This is a genomic window from Sorangium sp. So ce302 (genome assembly GCF_051530145.1).
In the GTDB taxonomy this organism is placed as follows: domain Bacteria; phylum Myxococcota_A; class Polyangia; order Polyangiales; family Polyangiaceae; genus Sorangium; species Sorangium cellulosum_B.
On sequence record NZ_CP150326.1, the window covers coordinates 9,557,645 to 9,571,940 of the forward strand.

Sequence of the window (14,296 nt, forward strand, 5' to 3'; positions counted from 1 at the left end):
TGGCGCCGTCGCGCTCGTCTTCGTCTTCGTCTCCGGCACCGGGATGCCCGTCGCCGAGGGCCGGTGAGCCACCACGGCGGCTCGCCACGACGAGCCCGACGCGAGCACGCCGGAAAGGCGCAGCAACGGATACCGCGGTGGAGGCACGAGAGCCGCGATGCGCGCCAGAAAATACACAGGCGCCAGCACCAGGTGAGTCGCGCCGTTGCGACGGGGCTTGCGAAGACGGTACGCGACGCGGCCATCGGGCAGGAGTGAGATGCGCTCCAGGCTGAAGGGCGGGCGCGCGCCCTAGCGGCACAGCCGTTCAAGGCCGGCGCGATCCCCCGCGCGCGCTCTCCTTTCTGGGTCCTTTTGTGCCTAACTGAAGGTTCCCTGCGACGGAGGTCCGACGCGTCCGGTTGCGCGGCACACGGAGGCAGGTGCGGGAACCAGCAGGGTCGACGTTGCGGACGCCACGTTCTCATGATGCCTATCCGCCGCGCTTTCGCGCCTGGTGCGCCCGCACGCGAAGCGCTACTGGCAGGCGAGCGGATGCGACTGGGCGCGGCCCGCCGACCCCGCCGCGCGGAGCCGTCTTTACGGAAGGCGGCTCGCCGCGATGCGAGGGCAGGTCGCGAGCGCCCCGGAGCTGCACCCGGACCTCTCCGCCGCGCTCCTGCACGAGATGCACGAGATGCGGCGGGAAGCCCGCGCGCTGGGCGCCGCGCGCGACCGGCCGTGACCGCCGTCACTCACACGTGCCGGCGTCGTCGTTGCCGCCGAGGTAGACCTGCTCCGGCTGCCCCGTGAGCTGGGCGGCGAGCGCCTCGGCCTCGCACTGCGGCAGCGCCGGGTTCATGGAGATGTTCAGCGCGCCCGGGATCCTGGTGAGCGAGGGAAGGGAGAGGTCCGTGAGGCGGTCGTTCGACGAGATGCCCAGTCCATCGACGCGGCGGAGCGCGGGCATGTCGACGACCCCGAGCCGGTCGTTGCCGCCGCTCCCTTCGCGCCCGATCTCGATGAGCTTGGCCCGCTCCAGCCGCGCGAGCCCGACGCGCGTCATCGCGTGATTGCCGCGGATCTCCAGGAAGCCACCGAGGACCGAGAGCGCTGCGAGGCCAGAGAGATCCTCCAGCGCGAGGTTATCCTCGACGGTCATGAGGAGAGAGACGCTCTCCAGCTGCGCCAGGCCGCCCAGCCCGGCAAGCCGCGGGTTCCCCGACAGCGAGAGCCACTCGGTCTGGCGCAGCGCGGGCAGCGAGAAGTCGGTCAGCGACGGGTTGTACCAGATGCCGACCTGCTCCTCGACGGTGGCCAGCGCAGGTAGCGAGAACGAGGTGAGCCTCCCCTGATCGCGGATGATGACGCGCGGCGCGCTGGCGAGCCGCGGCAGCTCGAGGGCCGTGAGCTGAGCGCAGCGCGCGAGGAGGAGGGTGCCTCCCACGCCCCGCAGTTCCGGGAGCGACAGCCGCGCGGCGCCCTGCGCGTCCACCACGTCCAGATCGCCGGCGACCGTCAGGAGCCTCGGGAGCGCGATCTCGGCCGCCGCGATCCCCCACACGATCAGGTCGCCGCGCACCGCCTCCAGGACGGGGAACTCCAGCGCCTGGACCGCGAGGCTGTCCCAGAGCTCGAACCGGCCGGCTTCGATCAGCGCGGGGAACGCGACCCGCTCGAGCGCCGCGCCTCGGAGGTGGATGCCGCCGCCGCTGCGCCGGAGCGAGGGCATCGCGAGCTCCGCGAGCGCATCCGCCTGGATCGCTATCGCGTCAAGGCGGGGCTCCAGCCTGGCTCCGATCTCGGCGAGCTCCGGCAGCTCCGCCGCCGTGAGCTGGTCCACCGACGAGAGTCCCAGGGCGCCGCCCACGCGCGCCAGCGACGGCAGCGAGAGCGACCGGAGCGCTGGCGCGAAGATCACGGAGAGGTCGCCGCCGACCTGCGCCAGCACCGGCAGCTCCAGCCGCTCCAGCGCGTACGCGTGCTCCACCTCGAACGAGCCGCCGACATAGACGAGGTCGGGGAGGGACACGACCGTCGCGAGCTCCGGAAGGAGGGTCAGCGTGCCCGTGATCACGCGGATGCCCTCGAGGGCCCGGAGGTCGTCGAGGTCGGTCACGGCGTAGTCGCCCACCAGCGACGCGCCGCACACGTGATCGGTGTGGTCGATCTCCTCGTCGTCGAGCGTGCCGTCGGCGTTGTCGTCCAGGCCGGCGTGCACGGCCGCACCGCCGGCGATGCAGTTCGGTCCCGCCTGCTCCTCGTCGATCCGGACGAGCCGCTCCGGCGTTTGCTCGGGCTCCTCGGGCGGGGCGCCAGCGCACACGTACGTGGTGCCGGAGACCTCCTGCGCGTCCAGCGCCCCGTCGCCGTCGAGGTCGAGCCCGGAGCGCACCGCCGTCCCGCCATGAGGACAGTGCTCGCCCCGCGGCTCCTCTGCCCGCGTCGTGAGGAGCTCCGGCAGGTCTCCCTCTCCCTGCTCGGCGCAGACGTACTCCGTGGCGTCGATCTCGCCCGGATCGAGGACGCCGTCTCCGTCGTCGTCTTCCCCCTTGTGGATGGCGCGGCCCCCTTCAGGGCAGTTTGCGCCCGGGGGCTCGTCGTCGATCCGCACCGCGGGCGCCGGCGATCCGCCATCGTCGGCGGGCGGTGCGGCGGGGGGCTCGGAGCCGCACCCGCCGCTGGCGAGGGCGAGGGTCAGCAGCAAAGGGGCGAACACGCTGGGGCGATTCTGGTGCATGGTGGGTGCGTTTCCTGTCCGTGGAGCGCAGGCGCTTTGCGAGCGCTGTACCAGGGCTGCGCGAAGGCCACCACCAGGGCCTCTGGCCGCCCGACCCACGCTGGCGGCGGCCGGGGCGCCCGGCGCGCTCCTCTCGTGCGCGCGCGAGATCAGCCCATCTCGAGCGCGCACGAGAGAGGAGCGCGCCGGCCCCCCTGCGCCGCAGGTGGGCGGGTTGAGCAACACTGGCGCAACTCGCGCAGGAGCCGCTCGACGTCGGCCGGAACGAGCCGGGCGAGAGCCGTCGATATACGACGGGGAGCACGCGCAACCAATGACCTGTCTGGATGCCTCCTCCGTGGCCGGGCTCTCTACGGCTCAGCCCGGCCGGACGGCGTCACCTTCGCGAGCAGCTTCATGAGCGCCGTCGGCTCGACCGGTTTCCGCAGGTGGTGATCGAACCCCGCGTCGCTGGCGCGCTGCCGGTCGACCTCCTGGCCGTAGCCGGACACCGCGATGAGCGTGCAGAGGCTAGGACGAGCCGGCCGGATCACGAAAGGCAGAACGGCGCGGGCCACCAACGCGGGCTGGCGATCGGGGATGCGCGGGGCACGAAAAGGCCCAAGAACGAGGGCGCCGCTCGCATGGGGTCGAGCTGCGGGCAGAGGTTGGCCAACGGCCACGCGCGAGCGGCACGCGGAGGGACGAGGCCGAGAGGCTCACGCCGCGTCGAACGACGGTGCTCAATAACACCCTGGCGATGGGCGGCGGCTCGGTGGGGATGCCGAGATGGGTCACGATCGCCACGATGGCTTCGCGCTGCGCACGTTGACCGATGTCGGCGACGAGCCGCCGGCGCCCACCGCACGGACACGCGAGCACATCCTCCAGATAGACGCGGCGGATGAGGGAAGCCCAGTCCATGCGTGCGTAGATGGGCGGGACGATGCCGTCGCCGAGGCTCGTGCGCGCGCTCGCCGGAGGGTCCCAGGTAGCCGCGGGAGGTGGCGCCGTGATGTCGTTGGCGCAGATCGGTGGCGCCGTCGCGCTCGTCTTCGTCTTCGTCTCCGGCACCGGGATGCCCGTCGCCGAGGGCCGGTGAGCCACCACGGCGGCTCGCCACGACGAGCCCGACGCGAGCACGCCGGAAAGGCGCAGCAACGGATACCGCGGTGGAGGCACGAGAGCCGCGATGCGCGCCAGAAAATGCACGGGCGCCAGCACCAGGTGAGTCGCGCCGTTGCGACGGGGCTTGCGAAGGCGGTACGCGACGCGGCCATCGGGCAGGAGCGAGATGCGCTCCAGGCTGAAGGGCGGGCGCGCGCCGTAGCGGCACAGCCGTTCAAGGCCGGCGCGATCCCCCGCGCGGAGCGTGACGCCCGCATGGATGTTGAACCCTGCCACCTCGCCGACCCACGGGCTCTTGCCCCGGGGGCGGAAGCGATCCTCGTCGTCCGCCTCTGCGAGGGGGACGCCGTCCTCGTCGAGGCGCACAAAGGTGCCGCCGAAGAGCGACAGTTGCATGCACGCTTCGAGCGGGGAGAGCTCGGGGACCTCGTTGGAGCGCTCCTCGCTCGGCCCGTCGTCCACGAGCTTCCGCCGCCGCAGCCACCGCATCATGCGCTTCTCGACGCGCGCGGCGACAGCGGCGATGTCGTCGCGCGAGGGCGCAGGGCCCTGGTGGAAAACGACCTCGGGACCGTCCTTTCGAGTGAATACGCCATCGAGCGCGACGACGTGGAAGTGCACGACAGCTCCGCTTCCGCGCCTCGGTCTACGGCGCCTGCCCCGCGCGGCGAACACCCTCTCCGGGGCCGGGCGGCCCGGCGCTCTTGAGCCGCTGCGCTGCGCGCCTCAGTGCACGCGATCGATGCCCTTGGCGATGAAGGAGCTGCTCGCCCCGGACGTGCCCCGGAACGCGGCGGGTCCCGGCTGCGCGCAGAGCAGCTGCTCCATGTCGGTCGCCCGGCGCTCGAGATCGTCGAGGTGCCGGACGGTGACGCCGTCGACCGGGTCCAGCACGTCGGTGCCTTCCAGGAAGGCCGAGATGTCGGCCTGGACGCCAGCGAAGCGCGGGCTGATGTGGAGGAAGACGGTCTGCGCCTCCACGCCGTGGCAACCGTTGCAAGCGTTCAACGAGAACTTGTGGCGAGCCTCGTTGTTGGTGATCCCGGGGGCGTTCCAGGGCGGGCGGGGGAAGTCGTTGATGGAGCTGCCGCCGAGGAAGCTGACCCCCTGGAAGACCTCGGGCACGGTGTGCGTCTCGGTCAGGATGGACGCCTCGTTCTGGTTGATGAAGTCGGCGACGATCGATTGCCCCATGAAGCTCGTGTCGGGCGTCAGCTTCACCGTGTCGGGCTGCAGGAGCCCCGTGGCCGGCGACAGGGTGAACTCGCGCAGCTCCCAGGGGCTGGCCAGGGCGATCTCGTTCGTCCGGAGCTGCGACAGCGCGCTGCCGTTCACGCGGCCGGGCTCCGCGTTGCTCCCAGCGAACCGCTCGGTGATCTCGGCCAGCTTCGCGTTGTAGTCCGCCGAGCCGAGGGAGAGCGCGTTCAGCTCGTGCCAGAGGTTCGCCCAGTCGAGCACCTCTGCCTCGGTGGTCGCCGGCAGGCGATACTCCAGGATGATCGTGAACTGCAGCGGGCTCCCGCTGCTGTCGGTCACCCCGAACACGAACCGGCCCTCACCCGCCTTGCCGTCGGCGAGCTTCCTGAGATCCAGCCGATTCACGATGGCGAGGAGCCGGATCGGGGCGCGCGACAGGTCGAGCGCCCCGTCTACCCTGGGCCAGGGATCGAGCACGAGCGACTGGATCCCCGTCCGCGCGGGGACGACGTGGGTGTTCATGGTCTGGTCCGAGAGCCAGCTCTGGAACATCTGCTCGACCATGACGGGCGCCTGGGCCGGGGTGGGCGCCATGGCCTCCATCAGGTGCTTGAACGTCCAGACGCCGTCGCCCGTGGTCCTGACCGGATCCTCGACCACCGCGAGATCCCTGATCAAGAGCTCCTTGTTCTCGTCCACCTCGGGGCAGGACGGCAGGGAGAAGAGCTCGCTCATGTCGGCGGTCGTAACCGGCTGGCTCGACACCCAGACGTCGTCGATGGCCCCGAGGAACTGACGGGAGCTGCCGTTCTGGGGGGGAGCCCCGCCGATCTCCAGCGAGAGGGGCGAGCCGTTGATGGGCGTCGGGCTCGAGAAGCCGAAGCTGGTCGTGCTCACGAGCTGGCCGTTGATGAAGAGCCGGATCGCCAGGCCGTCGTACGTGGCGCCGACATGCATCCACCCGGGCGACAGGCTGTGCCCGAAGGCCGCGCCGCGGATGTTCACAAGCGTGCTCGATCCGGGAATCTTGACGTTCAGGCTGAGCTCCAGCGTGCCGTGCCCGATCTGGAACGCGATGATGTCGCTGCTGCCGCTCCCCTGGCGGAAGATGGTGCGGACCGTGCTGAAGTCGATGCTGGTCGGGTTGATCCAGGCCGCGACCGCGAAGCGGGTACCGAACTCGTACGCCGCCGCGACGGGCGTCGTGATCCGCTCCCCCTCCGCGTCGAGCGCCACCGCCTTGAGCCCATCCGGGCGGTCCACGCACGCGCTCGAGGCGGATCGCGTGGCGTGGAAGGCCGAGAAGGTCGAATCCGCCAGCGCCGTGCTGCTCGGATCGCAGTCGTTCATCCGCCAGAAGCTGATGGCCGAAGCCAGCCCCTGGGTCGCGGTGTCGATGACCTCCGCGTCGGTGTCGCTGGCGCTGCACCCCGCGAGGAGCAGGCCGGCCACCATCCATCGGGAAATGTGCTGATCGAGAAAGCGCATAATGACCCCTGTTGTGTTCCGCCGAGAGCCCCGAGCTCGCGTCCTGCAGACCTCGAGCTTGAAGACGCGAGACCAGCCGCTCGTCACTTGCCGACCCTGGCATGAACGCCCAGAAAGGCGTTGACGAGGCTCGACTGCCCAGCCCTTGCGCCGCGGGCAAATACCAGGCTCGGTCGCGCCGAACTCAAGCGCTTCCATCTGGCAGCTCGCGCTCGGAGCAGCCCCTAGCGACCCAACGTTTAGCGGACGTAGCAGCTCAGCTCAACATTACAATTCACCTGGAGCACGATTTTGACAGCCTCAACAATCATTTACACACTCTGCCCCAGGGCGTCATCGCTTCATGCTCAAACAGCCAAGCGCCAATTCATAAGCATCATGATCCTCATGCAATCAATTCATCTCGGATCTCCGACGACGCGGCCGGCGTCCTCCGTGCGTGCCGTTCGATCGCGTCATCGATGATGGCGACTTGGATAAAAACAAAGCGATAGGCCCCCGGCGAGGGTGCTCGTCGCATGCGCGCTCGCCGGGAGCCGACGAGCTGCGATACTGCCGGCGTGCTCTTCCCCCGGCGCCTCTTCCTGACCCTCTGCGCTGCCGCGCTCGCCCCGCGCCGGGCCCTCGCGGACGCCGCCGCGCCCGCGTCGTCCCCTTCCCCGCCCGCCGTCGACCTGCGCGACCTCCAGGTCCCCGGCGACCGCGCCCTCGGCCGGCGGTTCACGCTGCTCGTGCCGAGGCGACCTATCTCCCCAAGTAACGCTACGCCGGCGCGCGGCGGGCCGTGACCAGCCAGGCGCGCGAGTCGAACAGTACGCCTTTGCTAGTTTCGTGTGCGGCGAGCGTCTCGCGTAACCTGACGAGCGCGCGCTGCGCAGTGGCTGCGTCCAGCCGCGCGAGCAGGTCCCTGTGCCGCCTCATGTCGAGCACGAGGTCGAGCGCGGCTCCTGCGTCAGGTCCGTAGTAGACGGGTTCGCGCACGTCGGCGACACCGACCTCGACGAAGCCGGACGCGTCGAGGATGGAACGGACCACATCCGGATCGGCCATCGAGAACGGATTTGGCCCGGACGCCGGCGCTACCGCGGCACCGTCGGTCAGCGCCTGACGGAACGCCGTCGCCCATTCGTTCTGCTCCTCACCCTGCCAGACCAACATGACGAGGCGCGCTCCTGGCCGCGCCGCGCGCGCGACGTGGGTGAACGCCGCGACTGGATCGGCGAAGAACATGGTGCCGAACCGGCTGATGATCAGGTCGAAATGCGCCGGCGAAAATGGATGAATCTGCGCGTCGCCCCGCTCGAAGGCAACATTGGAAACACCTTCCTCGGCGCTGCGGCGGCGGGCGCGCTCCAGCATCTCCTCGGAGATGTCTACGCCCAGAGCGCTTCCCAACGTCGCGGCCCGAGCGGCGTCGAGCGTGGTCTGGCCGCTCCCACAGCCGATGTCGAGTATGCGGTCTGCCTGGTCGACGACCATCGCCGCGCGCAGTCGCTCGTCGTGAGCCCGCAGCTCCGCGTCATAGTGATCGGCCCACCGCAGCCGCGGACGAAGTTTCTTCGTATAGCCTTCCAGGATGTCGGCCAGCTCCTTCGGACGACTCAACGCCACGCAGTGGCCCGCCGCGATCTCGTCCGGGACAACGCCGAGGCGATCCGCAACCGTGCGCCGGAGGAAGCCGGGGGGGAAGAAGCGGTCCTCGGTGCAGAGGACGAAATGGGTCGGCACGTCCGGCAGCGCTTCGAGCGGCCAGGGCGAAGCGGTGCATGCCGCCGACGGGTGCGCCCGCTCCTTGCTCAGCGCCTGCGCGGCCAGCTCGCGCGGCACGTCGTGGTAAAAGGAGACGTACGGATCCTGGTTGCCGGTCGCGCCGCCGTCGCGCGCGGCTTGCTCCTCCACTGCCTTTCGATAGCCGGTCCTGACCCACCAGTCCCCGGGCGCCTCGCCCGGGGACGGGACCATGCCGGCCACGAACACCAGGGCGTCGACCGGGAGCCGGACGGCGACGAGCGGTGCGGTGAATCCGCCGAACGAATGAGCAACGACGACCAGATCCCTGCGATCGGCCACCGCCGCGACCACCGCATCTGCGTAGTCGTCCAGCTCGAGCGAGTCGTCGTCCCCCGGGAGGTCGGGCGCGACGACATCGTGCCCCCGCGCGCGCAGCTCGGCCTCGAGCCGGTGCCAGTACCAACCGACGTCGCCGCCGCCGTGGATCAACACGAACGTGCTCAAGCGTCGCTGCTCCGCTCGGACATGCATCCTGTCATGAACGCGATCCTCATGCCGGCATCATGCCGCCGAATCCATTCGAGGCCAAGCACGAATCGAAAACGGGAAGCGCCCCCGCGCGCGTGGGCGAACCCGTCTCAATAACACCCTGGCGATGGGCGGCGGCTCGGTGGGGATGCCGGCATCGGTCACGATCGCCACGATGGCTTCGCGCTGCGCACGTTGACCGATGTCGGCGACGAGCCGCCGGCGCCCACCGCACGGACACGCGAGCACATCCTCCCAATAGACGCGGCGGACGAGGGAAGCCCAGTCCATGCGGGAGGGGCGTGGCGGCGCGGGGGCGCGGCGCCACGGCCGCGCTCAGTACATCAGGTTGCCCTGGCCGAGCACGAAGGTGATGTTCTGACCGAACTGGGCCCGGGCGGTCGTCACGCGCGCGGTGGCGTTCACGATGCGGTTGCGGCGCTCGGCCGCCGAGCTCGCCGCGAGGCCCTGGGCGATCTCGGCGCGCGCGAGGTCGAGCTGCTGCGCCGCGGCGGGATACAGCGTCATCGGGGCCATCACCTCGATGGCGTCGTCGATCTCGACGCGGGCGAGCTCCATCAGCTTCTGCTGCACGTCGGCGCGCGTGTTCGCGAACTGGTCGACGAGCACCCGCGCGGCGTCCAGCCGTTGCTTCGCGATGTCGGCGTTGAAGGCGGCGTTCAGCGCGCGCAGGAAGCGAGCGATGGCGAACGCGTCGAGCGGCACGAGGTTGAGCGGCGTCCCGAAGCGCTGCTCGAGCTCCTGGGCGGCGGGAGAGAAGAGGAAGGGCGTCGAGGCGTAGAACGTGACGGCGTCGGTGAGGCCCGGATCCGCCTTGTCGTTGATCTGCAGGTTGTTGTGGAAGAAGGGCGGCGTGTCCGCGGCCTCGATCAGGGGCGGCGGGTTGAAGGTGCCATTGCCGAACGAGTTGGGGAAGCCGATGCCCGTGGCGTCGAAGTTGGGCGCCGGCAGGTCTCGCCCGCCGAAGCCGCCGTCCGCGAGGAACTCGCCCCCGAAGCTGCCCCCGTTGAGCGGCGACCCCTTGGTGCGCGTGCCGGTGTCGAAGTTGCGGTTGTTGCCGGTGTCCTGGAAGTTCGCGCCGGCGTTGTGGTGGCACAAGTTGCAGCGGCCGCGGTTCGGGTCCATGAACGCTTGCCGGCCGTCCTCCGCCTCCGCGTCGAACAGGCGAACGCTCGCCAGATCGAGCTCGTTCAGCCGGCCCAGGCTGAGCTGGAAGGCCAGGGTCACGTCCTCTTCTTCCGGCGTCGGCAACCGGAAATCGACGCCCGGCTCGCGGGCGAGGCGCCTGGGAAAGTGCTGGGTGATCGCGTCCTTGAGGAAGCCGCGCAGCGTGCCGTCGCTCGAGCCGTCCCCGCCCCAGCCGGTCCGCTCCGTGGGGGGATTGGTGGTGCCGTCCCCCGAATCCGCCCGGATGCTGGTGCTGAGCGAGAGGACGTGGTTCACCCCGCGCGAGACGAGCCGGTGCGTCGGATCGGCGAAGCCGTCCACGTTCTCGAGGATGGCCGCGTCGTCCAGCAGATCCGAGGTCTCGAGCTCGGCGAGCTCCGGCACCTGCCGGAACACGAAGAGCGGGTCATTGGGGCTGGTTTGGTCGAGGGCCTGGATGAACGGCACGTCGAGCGTCGTGTTGTTGGCCACGGGGTGGCAGGTGCCGCAGGTGCGGCCGTTGCCCTCGAACGTCTCGTGGAAGAAGACACCTGCGCCCGCGCAGATGTCCTGCGAGACGAGCCCGGCGACCACGCGCGGATCCTGCGCGCATTCAGCGAGCCGATCCGCCAGCGCGAGCGATTGCGAAGCTTCGCCGAGGGGCTCCGGAATCTCGTCTTCTGCCTCCGAGCACCCCCCGGCGAACAGCGCCATTCCGACCCCGCACGCGAGCAGCAGCCCCATCTTCGAGCGTCCCATCAAGCTTTCTCCGTTACAAGCGCAGCGCCCGGCCGTGGCGAGCGGCCACGAGCAGGAAAGCGGCGCGTTTCATCCACTCTTCAGCTGTGGTCGCGGAGCCATCCGAGCCGCCCGGCGGTGCGGCGTGGACCTCGTGAGCCACGCCCCGGCGGGGAAACCACCGGGGGAGGCAGCCCTCGCCGCCCGGCGCGCGAGGCCGCGCGCTGGGAGCGTCAGGCGGTGCCAGGAGCGACCTCAGGCGACCGATGATGTAGCTGAACAAAAACGATGTTCAACGTTCGGCGCGGCCCGGAGCTCCATTTTTAAAGATTCTTTACAAACAGGCCCGGGAGGAGGCGCGCGGGGGCGCGAGCCCGTGCGGTTCCCGCTGCGTGACGCCGGCGGAGTCGCGCTTCAATCCCGTCCCCCGCCCGTAGATCATCGGTGGGCAGATGACGGAGGCTAGGACGAGCCGGCCGGATCACGAAAAGCAAAACCGCGCGGGCCACCAACGCGGGCTGGCGCTCGGGGATGCGCGGGGCACGAAAAGGCCCAAGAACGAGGGCGGCGCTCCGCCACGACGGGAGGGCCTCGGCAGGTTCAGTACTGAAGATCCAGGACGTATTGGACAGAGTCTCCCAGCTTGAGCCTGTCGTTCTGGTCGGGGTAGGCGTCATCCGGCTGACCATGGTCGTGGAAGACGACCACGTACGACTCCCCCTCGGGAAGGGGATAGGTCGTCGCCCGATCCGCGCAACGCACCGGCACGGAGGCGGCCCACCTGGGCGCCACGCCGGGCTCGCTCTCGACGGGAGGGCCGTTGGGATCGACGTAGGGCCCCACGCAGAGCACGGGCTGCAGGGTGTTCCCGCCGCCCGGCGCCGTCCTGACGGAGACCGCCCTTGCCCCGGTGGTCGCCTTGCTGATGCGATAGACGTCCTTCTCGCCGCGCCCGAGGAAGCCCGTGACGCCGCTCTGCGTCAGCCAGAAGTCCGGTCCGGATTCGTACTGGGCCTGCAGGGACAGGACGTCGTCCGCGCCTATATCGTCCGTGGGGCCCAGCGGATCCCAGGTGACGGTGTTGGTCGTCGTGCCGAGAGGCTTGTATCCCGAGAGCACGAACGTCGCCTTGCCGTACTGCGCCTGCGGCGCGATCCCCTCCGAGTAGCGCTCCCAGAGATACTGATACGGGGTGTTGCCGGACGCATCCGGATTGGTCGCATCGAACACGTACCAGGGACTCGTGTCGCTGTTCGGGCTCGAGCTGCTGTTCTGCTGCTTGCCGCCGTGATGGGGCACGCCCGGGGTGTACGCCTCCGTGAAGAAATGGTTCCCCCAGCCGCCGAGGAAGCCCTGGCTGGACACGACCCGGGAAAGGACACCGGCGCTGCGGGCGATGGCCGCCAGGACCGGAGCGTAGTCGTAGCACTGGGCGCCCATCACCCCGTCGTCCCAGCTGAGCTGCGAGCCCGGCTTCCCGTACTGGAGCGATTCAGCGGGATCCAGGCCATCGCTCAGGAAGATGGACGATACATCGCCCTGGTTGGTCGCCTGACTGTACCGGTATCGCTGCGTGACGAGGCGATACAGCCGGCGCATCGTCTCGAACTCGCTCGTGGTCCCCTGCGCTGCCGCCACGGCGTGATCCAGGAACGAGAACTTCGACTCGTCTGTCGTCCGGCGGAACGCCGCGGTGAGCTTCGGGTACACGGCGTACGGCGGCGACCACTCGTAGAGCACCGTGAAGTGATCGCGGATGTTGTCCTGATCGGTGCCGTACCCGCCGTTCAGATTGACGCCGTCCTCGTCCTCGTCGTAGCCATACGTCTCGAGCTCTGCCTTGGAGATGGCCCCGCTGGCGACGAGCGGATAGGGGTTGTGGATCACGTAGAACACGACGTCCTGACCGATCCGGGTGCCCGATGGGGCGAAGGCGCGCACAAGGTAGCGTCCGATGGGCGCGTCGCTCGGCACGGTGATCCGCCAGTGCTCGCGGCTCCGGCTGGAGAACGCGCCGCTCGTGAAGATGCCTCCCGTGTAGTCGCCCTCGGCGGGCAGAGACTTCGCCCAGGACACCTCGGCGCCCGTGGCGTTCGAGATGACCCGCAGCGTCGCGTTCTGCGTGGCGCCGTTCAGGCTCGAGTCCTCGACGGCGACCGCGAACGTCGTGCCGCGGCGGACGGGCGGAGGACGGACGCCGTTCACGACGGTGGCGCCCTGCGCGAAGGCCACGCCCTCGCTCCAGGCGTCATAGTCGCCCGTGCGCATCGCGCCGTGGTAGAGGAACTGGACCCGGTCCCAGCTCGTCTTGGTGCCCGCCGGCGCGAAGCTCTTCTCGCTGACGCCGAACCAGAACTTGGCAGGATTGTAGCCGCTCGCGGCCAGCGAGAACTCGAGCGTGTGCTCCGCTGCGTTCAGCTGCCCCAGCGGGAAGTTGTAGCGGCCCTGATCGAACCCGCGGCGATAGAGCAGGTTGCCGTTCAGCTTGACGTTGTCGGCATAGGCGGACTGGCTGGGATCGGTGTTCCGGTAAGCGCCTCCCTTGAGGAACACCTGGGACGCCGAGCTGTCCACGGCGACCTTGGCGCGGACCTGCACGGCGGCGCTCGGGGGGTCGACCCAGACGATCTTCAGGGAGTTCCCGGAGACGTCCGTGGCCTTGAAGCTCTGGGTGCGGCCCGCGTTCGGGGCGACGTACGTGAATTCGAAGCGATACCAGCCCTGGCGTGAGCTGGAGAGCTCGTACACTTGCTGGCCGCTGCTGTTCGACAGCGTTTGCTGGGTCTGGTCCGGCTCTCCCGGGCGCGAGGTGACCTTGGCGGACTCGAACCTGTGGCTCGTGTCCACCTGTCCCGCCGCTGTCTTCGCGGCGAGCTCGAACCGGATCCTCTCTCCGTTCGCGTCTGGTTGATAGACGTGAACGACCTGCGAGAAGGTCCCCGAGCCGGAGAACGTCTCCTCGACGGATTTCATGTAGACCCTGCCAGGGATCTCGAGCGCTCGGAGGGGCGCCAGGGTCTTCTGGAGAGCTTCGTCCGGGATAGTGGGGATGCTTGTGAGCTCCTGAGCGGAGGTCTCGACCGGGGCCTCGAGCGCGAGCTCGTCGTCGGAGCACCCGACGATCAGGCCGATAGCCCCGAGGAGCAAGAGGGCCAGCGCGTCGCCGTGGCGGGCGGCGCGCCGGGCGCGACGAGACGTGACGTGCGTCGACGAGATGCTGTTGTCCAACATACTGCCTTTCTCGGAGATGCTGGGCCCAGCGCGCGCGGAGGGCGGGCGTACGGATTGAAATGCCCATCGCGGCGAGCCAGCTCGCCCGCGGGCACGCGGCGCCCAGCGTAGATTCGACGGACATGTGGATCATTGTAAATACATTTTCCAAATCGAAAACTGCATGTCCGTCATGCATCCGGTGCATCTCGTCACCGTGCCGTCGCGAGGGCGTGAGCGCCGCGGCGCTGGCGTGCGGTCCGCCGCGCTCTCGCGGGCTCGGAGGCGTGGAGACCCGCCCGCGCGGTCCTCCGGTGTGGAGCCTTCACGCTCCTGCCTCGGTCTCCTCGACGCGGCGGGGTAGGCGTCGGATACGCCACTCATCACGATTCGCGGGGGCGGCACGACGGG

8 protein-coding genes and 2 pseudogenes are annotated in these 14,296 nt (G+C 69.6%); 1 reads left to right on the forward strand and 9 read right to left on the reverse strand.

Translation table 11 applies throughout. The annotated features are described in order from the left end of the window. Positions 1 to 111 precede the first annotated feature (111 nt). Positions 112 to 273 (reverse strand): annotated as a pseudogene (locus WME73_RS36165) (transposase); the annotation flags it as partial. A 223-nt stretch (positions 274 to 496) separates the two neighbouring features. Here WME73_RS36165 and WME73_RS36170 point away from each other — a divergent pair. Further along, positions 497 to 724, forward strand: a complete 228-nt coding sequence (locus WME73_RS36170; protein ID WP_437912496.1) for a hypothetical protein — start codon at positions 497 to 499, stop codon at positions 722 to 724. Between the two features lie 6 nt (positions 725 to 730). On the opposite strand, the gene WME73_RS36175 is transcribed toward WME73_RS36170, so the two are convergent. The 8 genes and pseudogenes from WME73_RS36175 to WME73_RS36210 form a co-directional block, all read right to left on the reverse strand. Further along, positions 731 to 2,719 (reverse strand): DUF7151 family protein, encoded by a 1,989-nt coding sequence (locus tag WME73_RS36175; protein WP_437912497.1) that lies wholly within the window; start codon positions 2,717 to 2,719, stop codon positions 731 to 733. A 350-nt stretch (positions 2,720 to 3,069) separates the two neighbouring features. After that, entirely contained in the window at positions 3,070 to 3,210 is a 141-nt protein-coding gene (locus WME73_RS36180) for a hypothetical protein (protein ID WP_437912498.1), read from the reverse strand. 19 nt (positions 3,211 to 3,229) lie between these two features. Then, positions 3,230 to 4,447: a transposase gene (locus WME73_RS36185; RefSeq protein WP_437912499.1), complete on the reverse strand. Its 1,218-nt coding sequence runs from the start codon at positions 4,445 to 4,447 to the stop codon at positions 3,230 to 3,232. Positions 4,448 to 4,552: 105 nt separating this feature from the next. Then, positions 4,553 to 6,511 (reverse strand): LamG domain-containing protein, encoded by a 1,959-nt coding sequence (locus WME73_RS36190; protein WP_437912500.1) that lies wholly within the window; start codon positions 6,509 to 6,511, stop codon positions 4,553 to 4,555. Positions 6,512 to 7,273: 762 nt separating this feature from the next. Beyond that, positions 7,274 to 8,053, reverse strand: a complete 780-nt coding sequence (locus WME73_RS36195; protein ID WP_437748072.1) for a class I SAM-dependent methyltransferase — start codon at positions 8,051 to 8,053, stop codon at positions 7,274 to 7,276. Positions 8,054 to 8,149: 96 nt separating this feature from the next. Continuing rightward, positions 8,150 to 8,773: pseudogene (locus tag WME73_RS36200) on the reverse strand (alpha/beta hydrolase); the annotation flags it as partial. A gap of 333 nt (positions 8,774 to 9,106) precedes the next feature. Continuing rightward, positions 9,107 to 10,696: a hypothetical protein gene (locus WME73_RS36205; protein WP_437912501.1), complete on the reverse strand. Its 1,590-nt coding sequence runs from the start codon at positions 10,694 to 10,696 to the stop codon at positions 9,107 to 9,109. Between the two features lie 579 nt (positions 10,697 to 11,275). Continuing rightward, complete coding sequence (locus tag WME73_RS36210; RefSeq protein ID WP_437912502.1) at positions 11,276 to 13,906, reverse strand: transglutaminase-like domain-containing protein; 2,631 nt, start codon at positions 13,904 to 13,906, stop codon at positions 11,276 to 11,278. Positions 13,907 to 14,296: the final 390 nt, after the last annotated feature.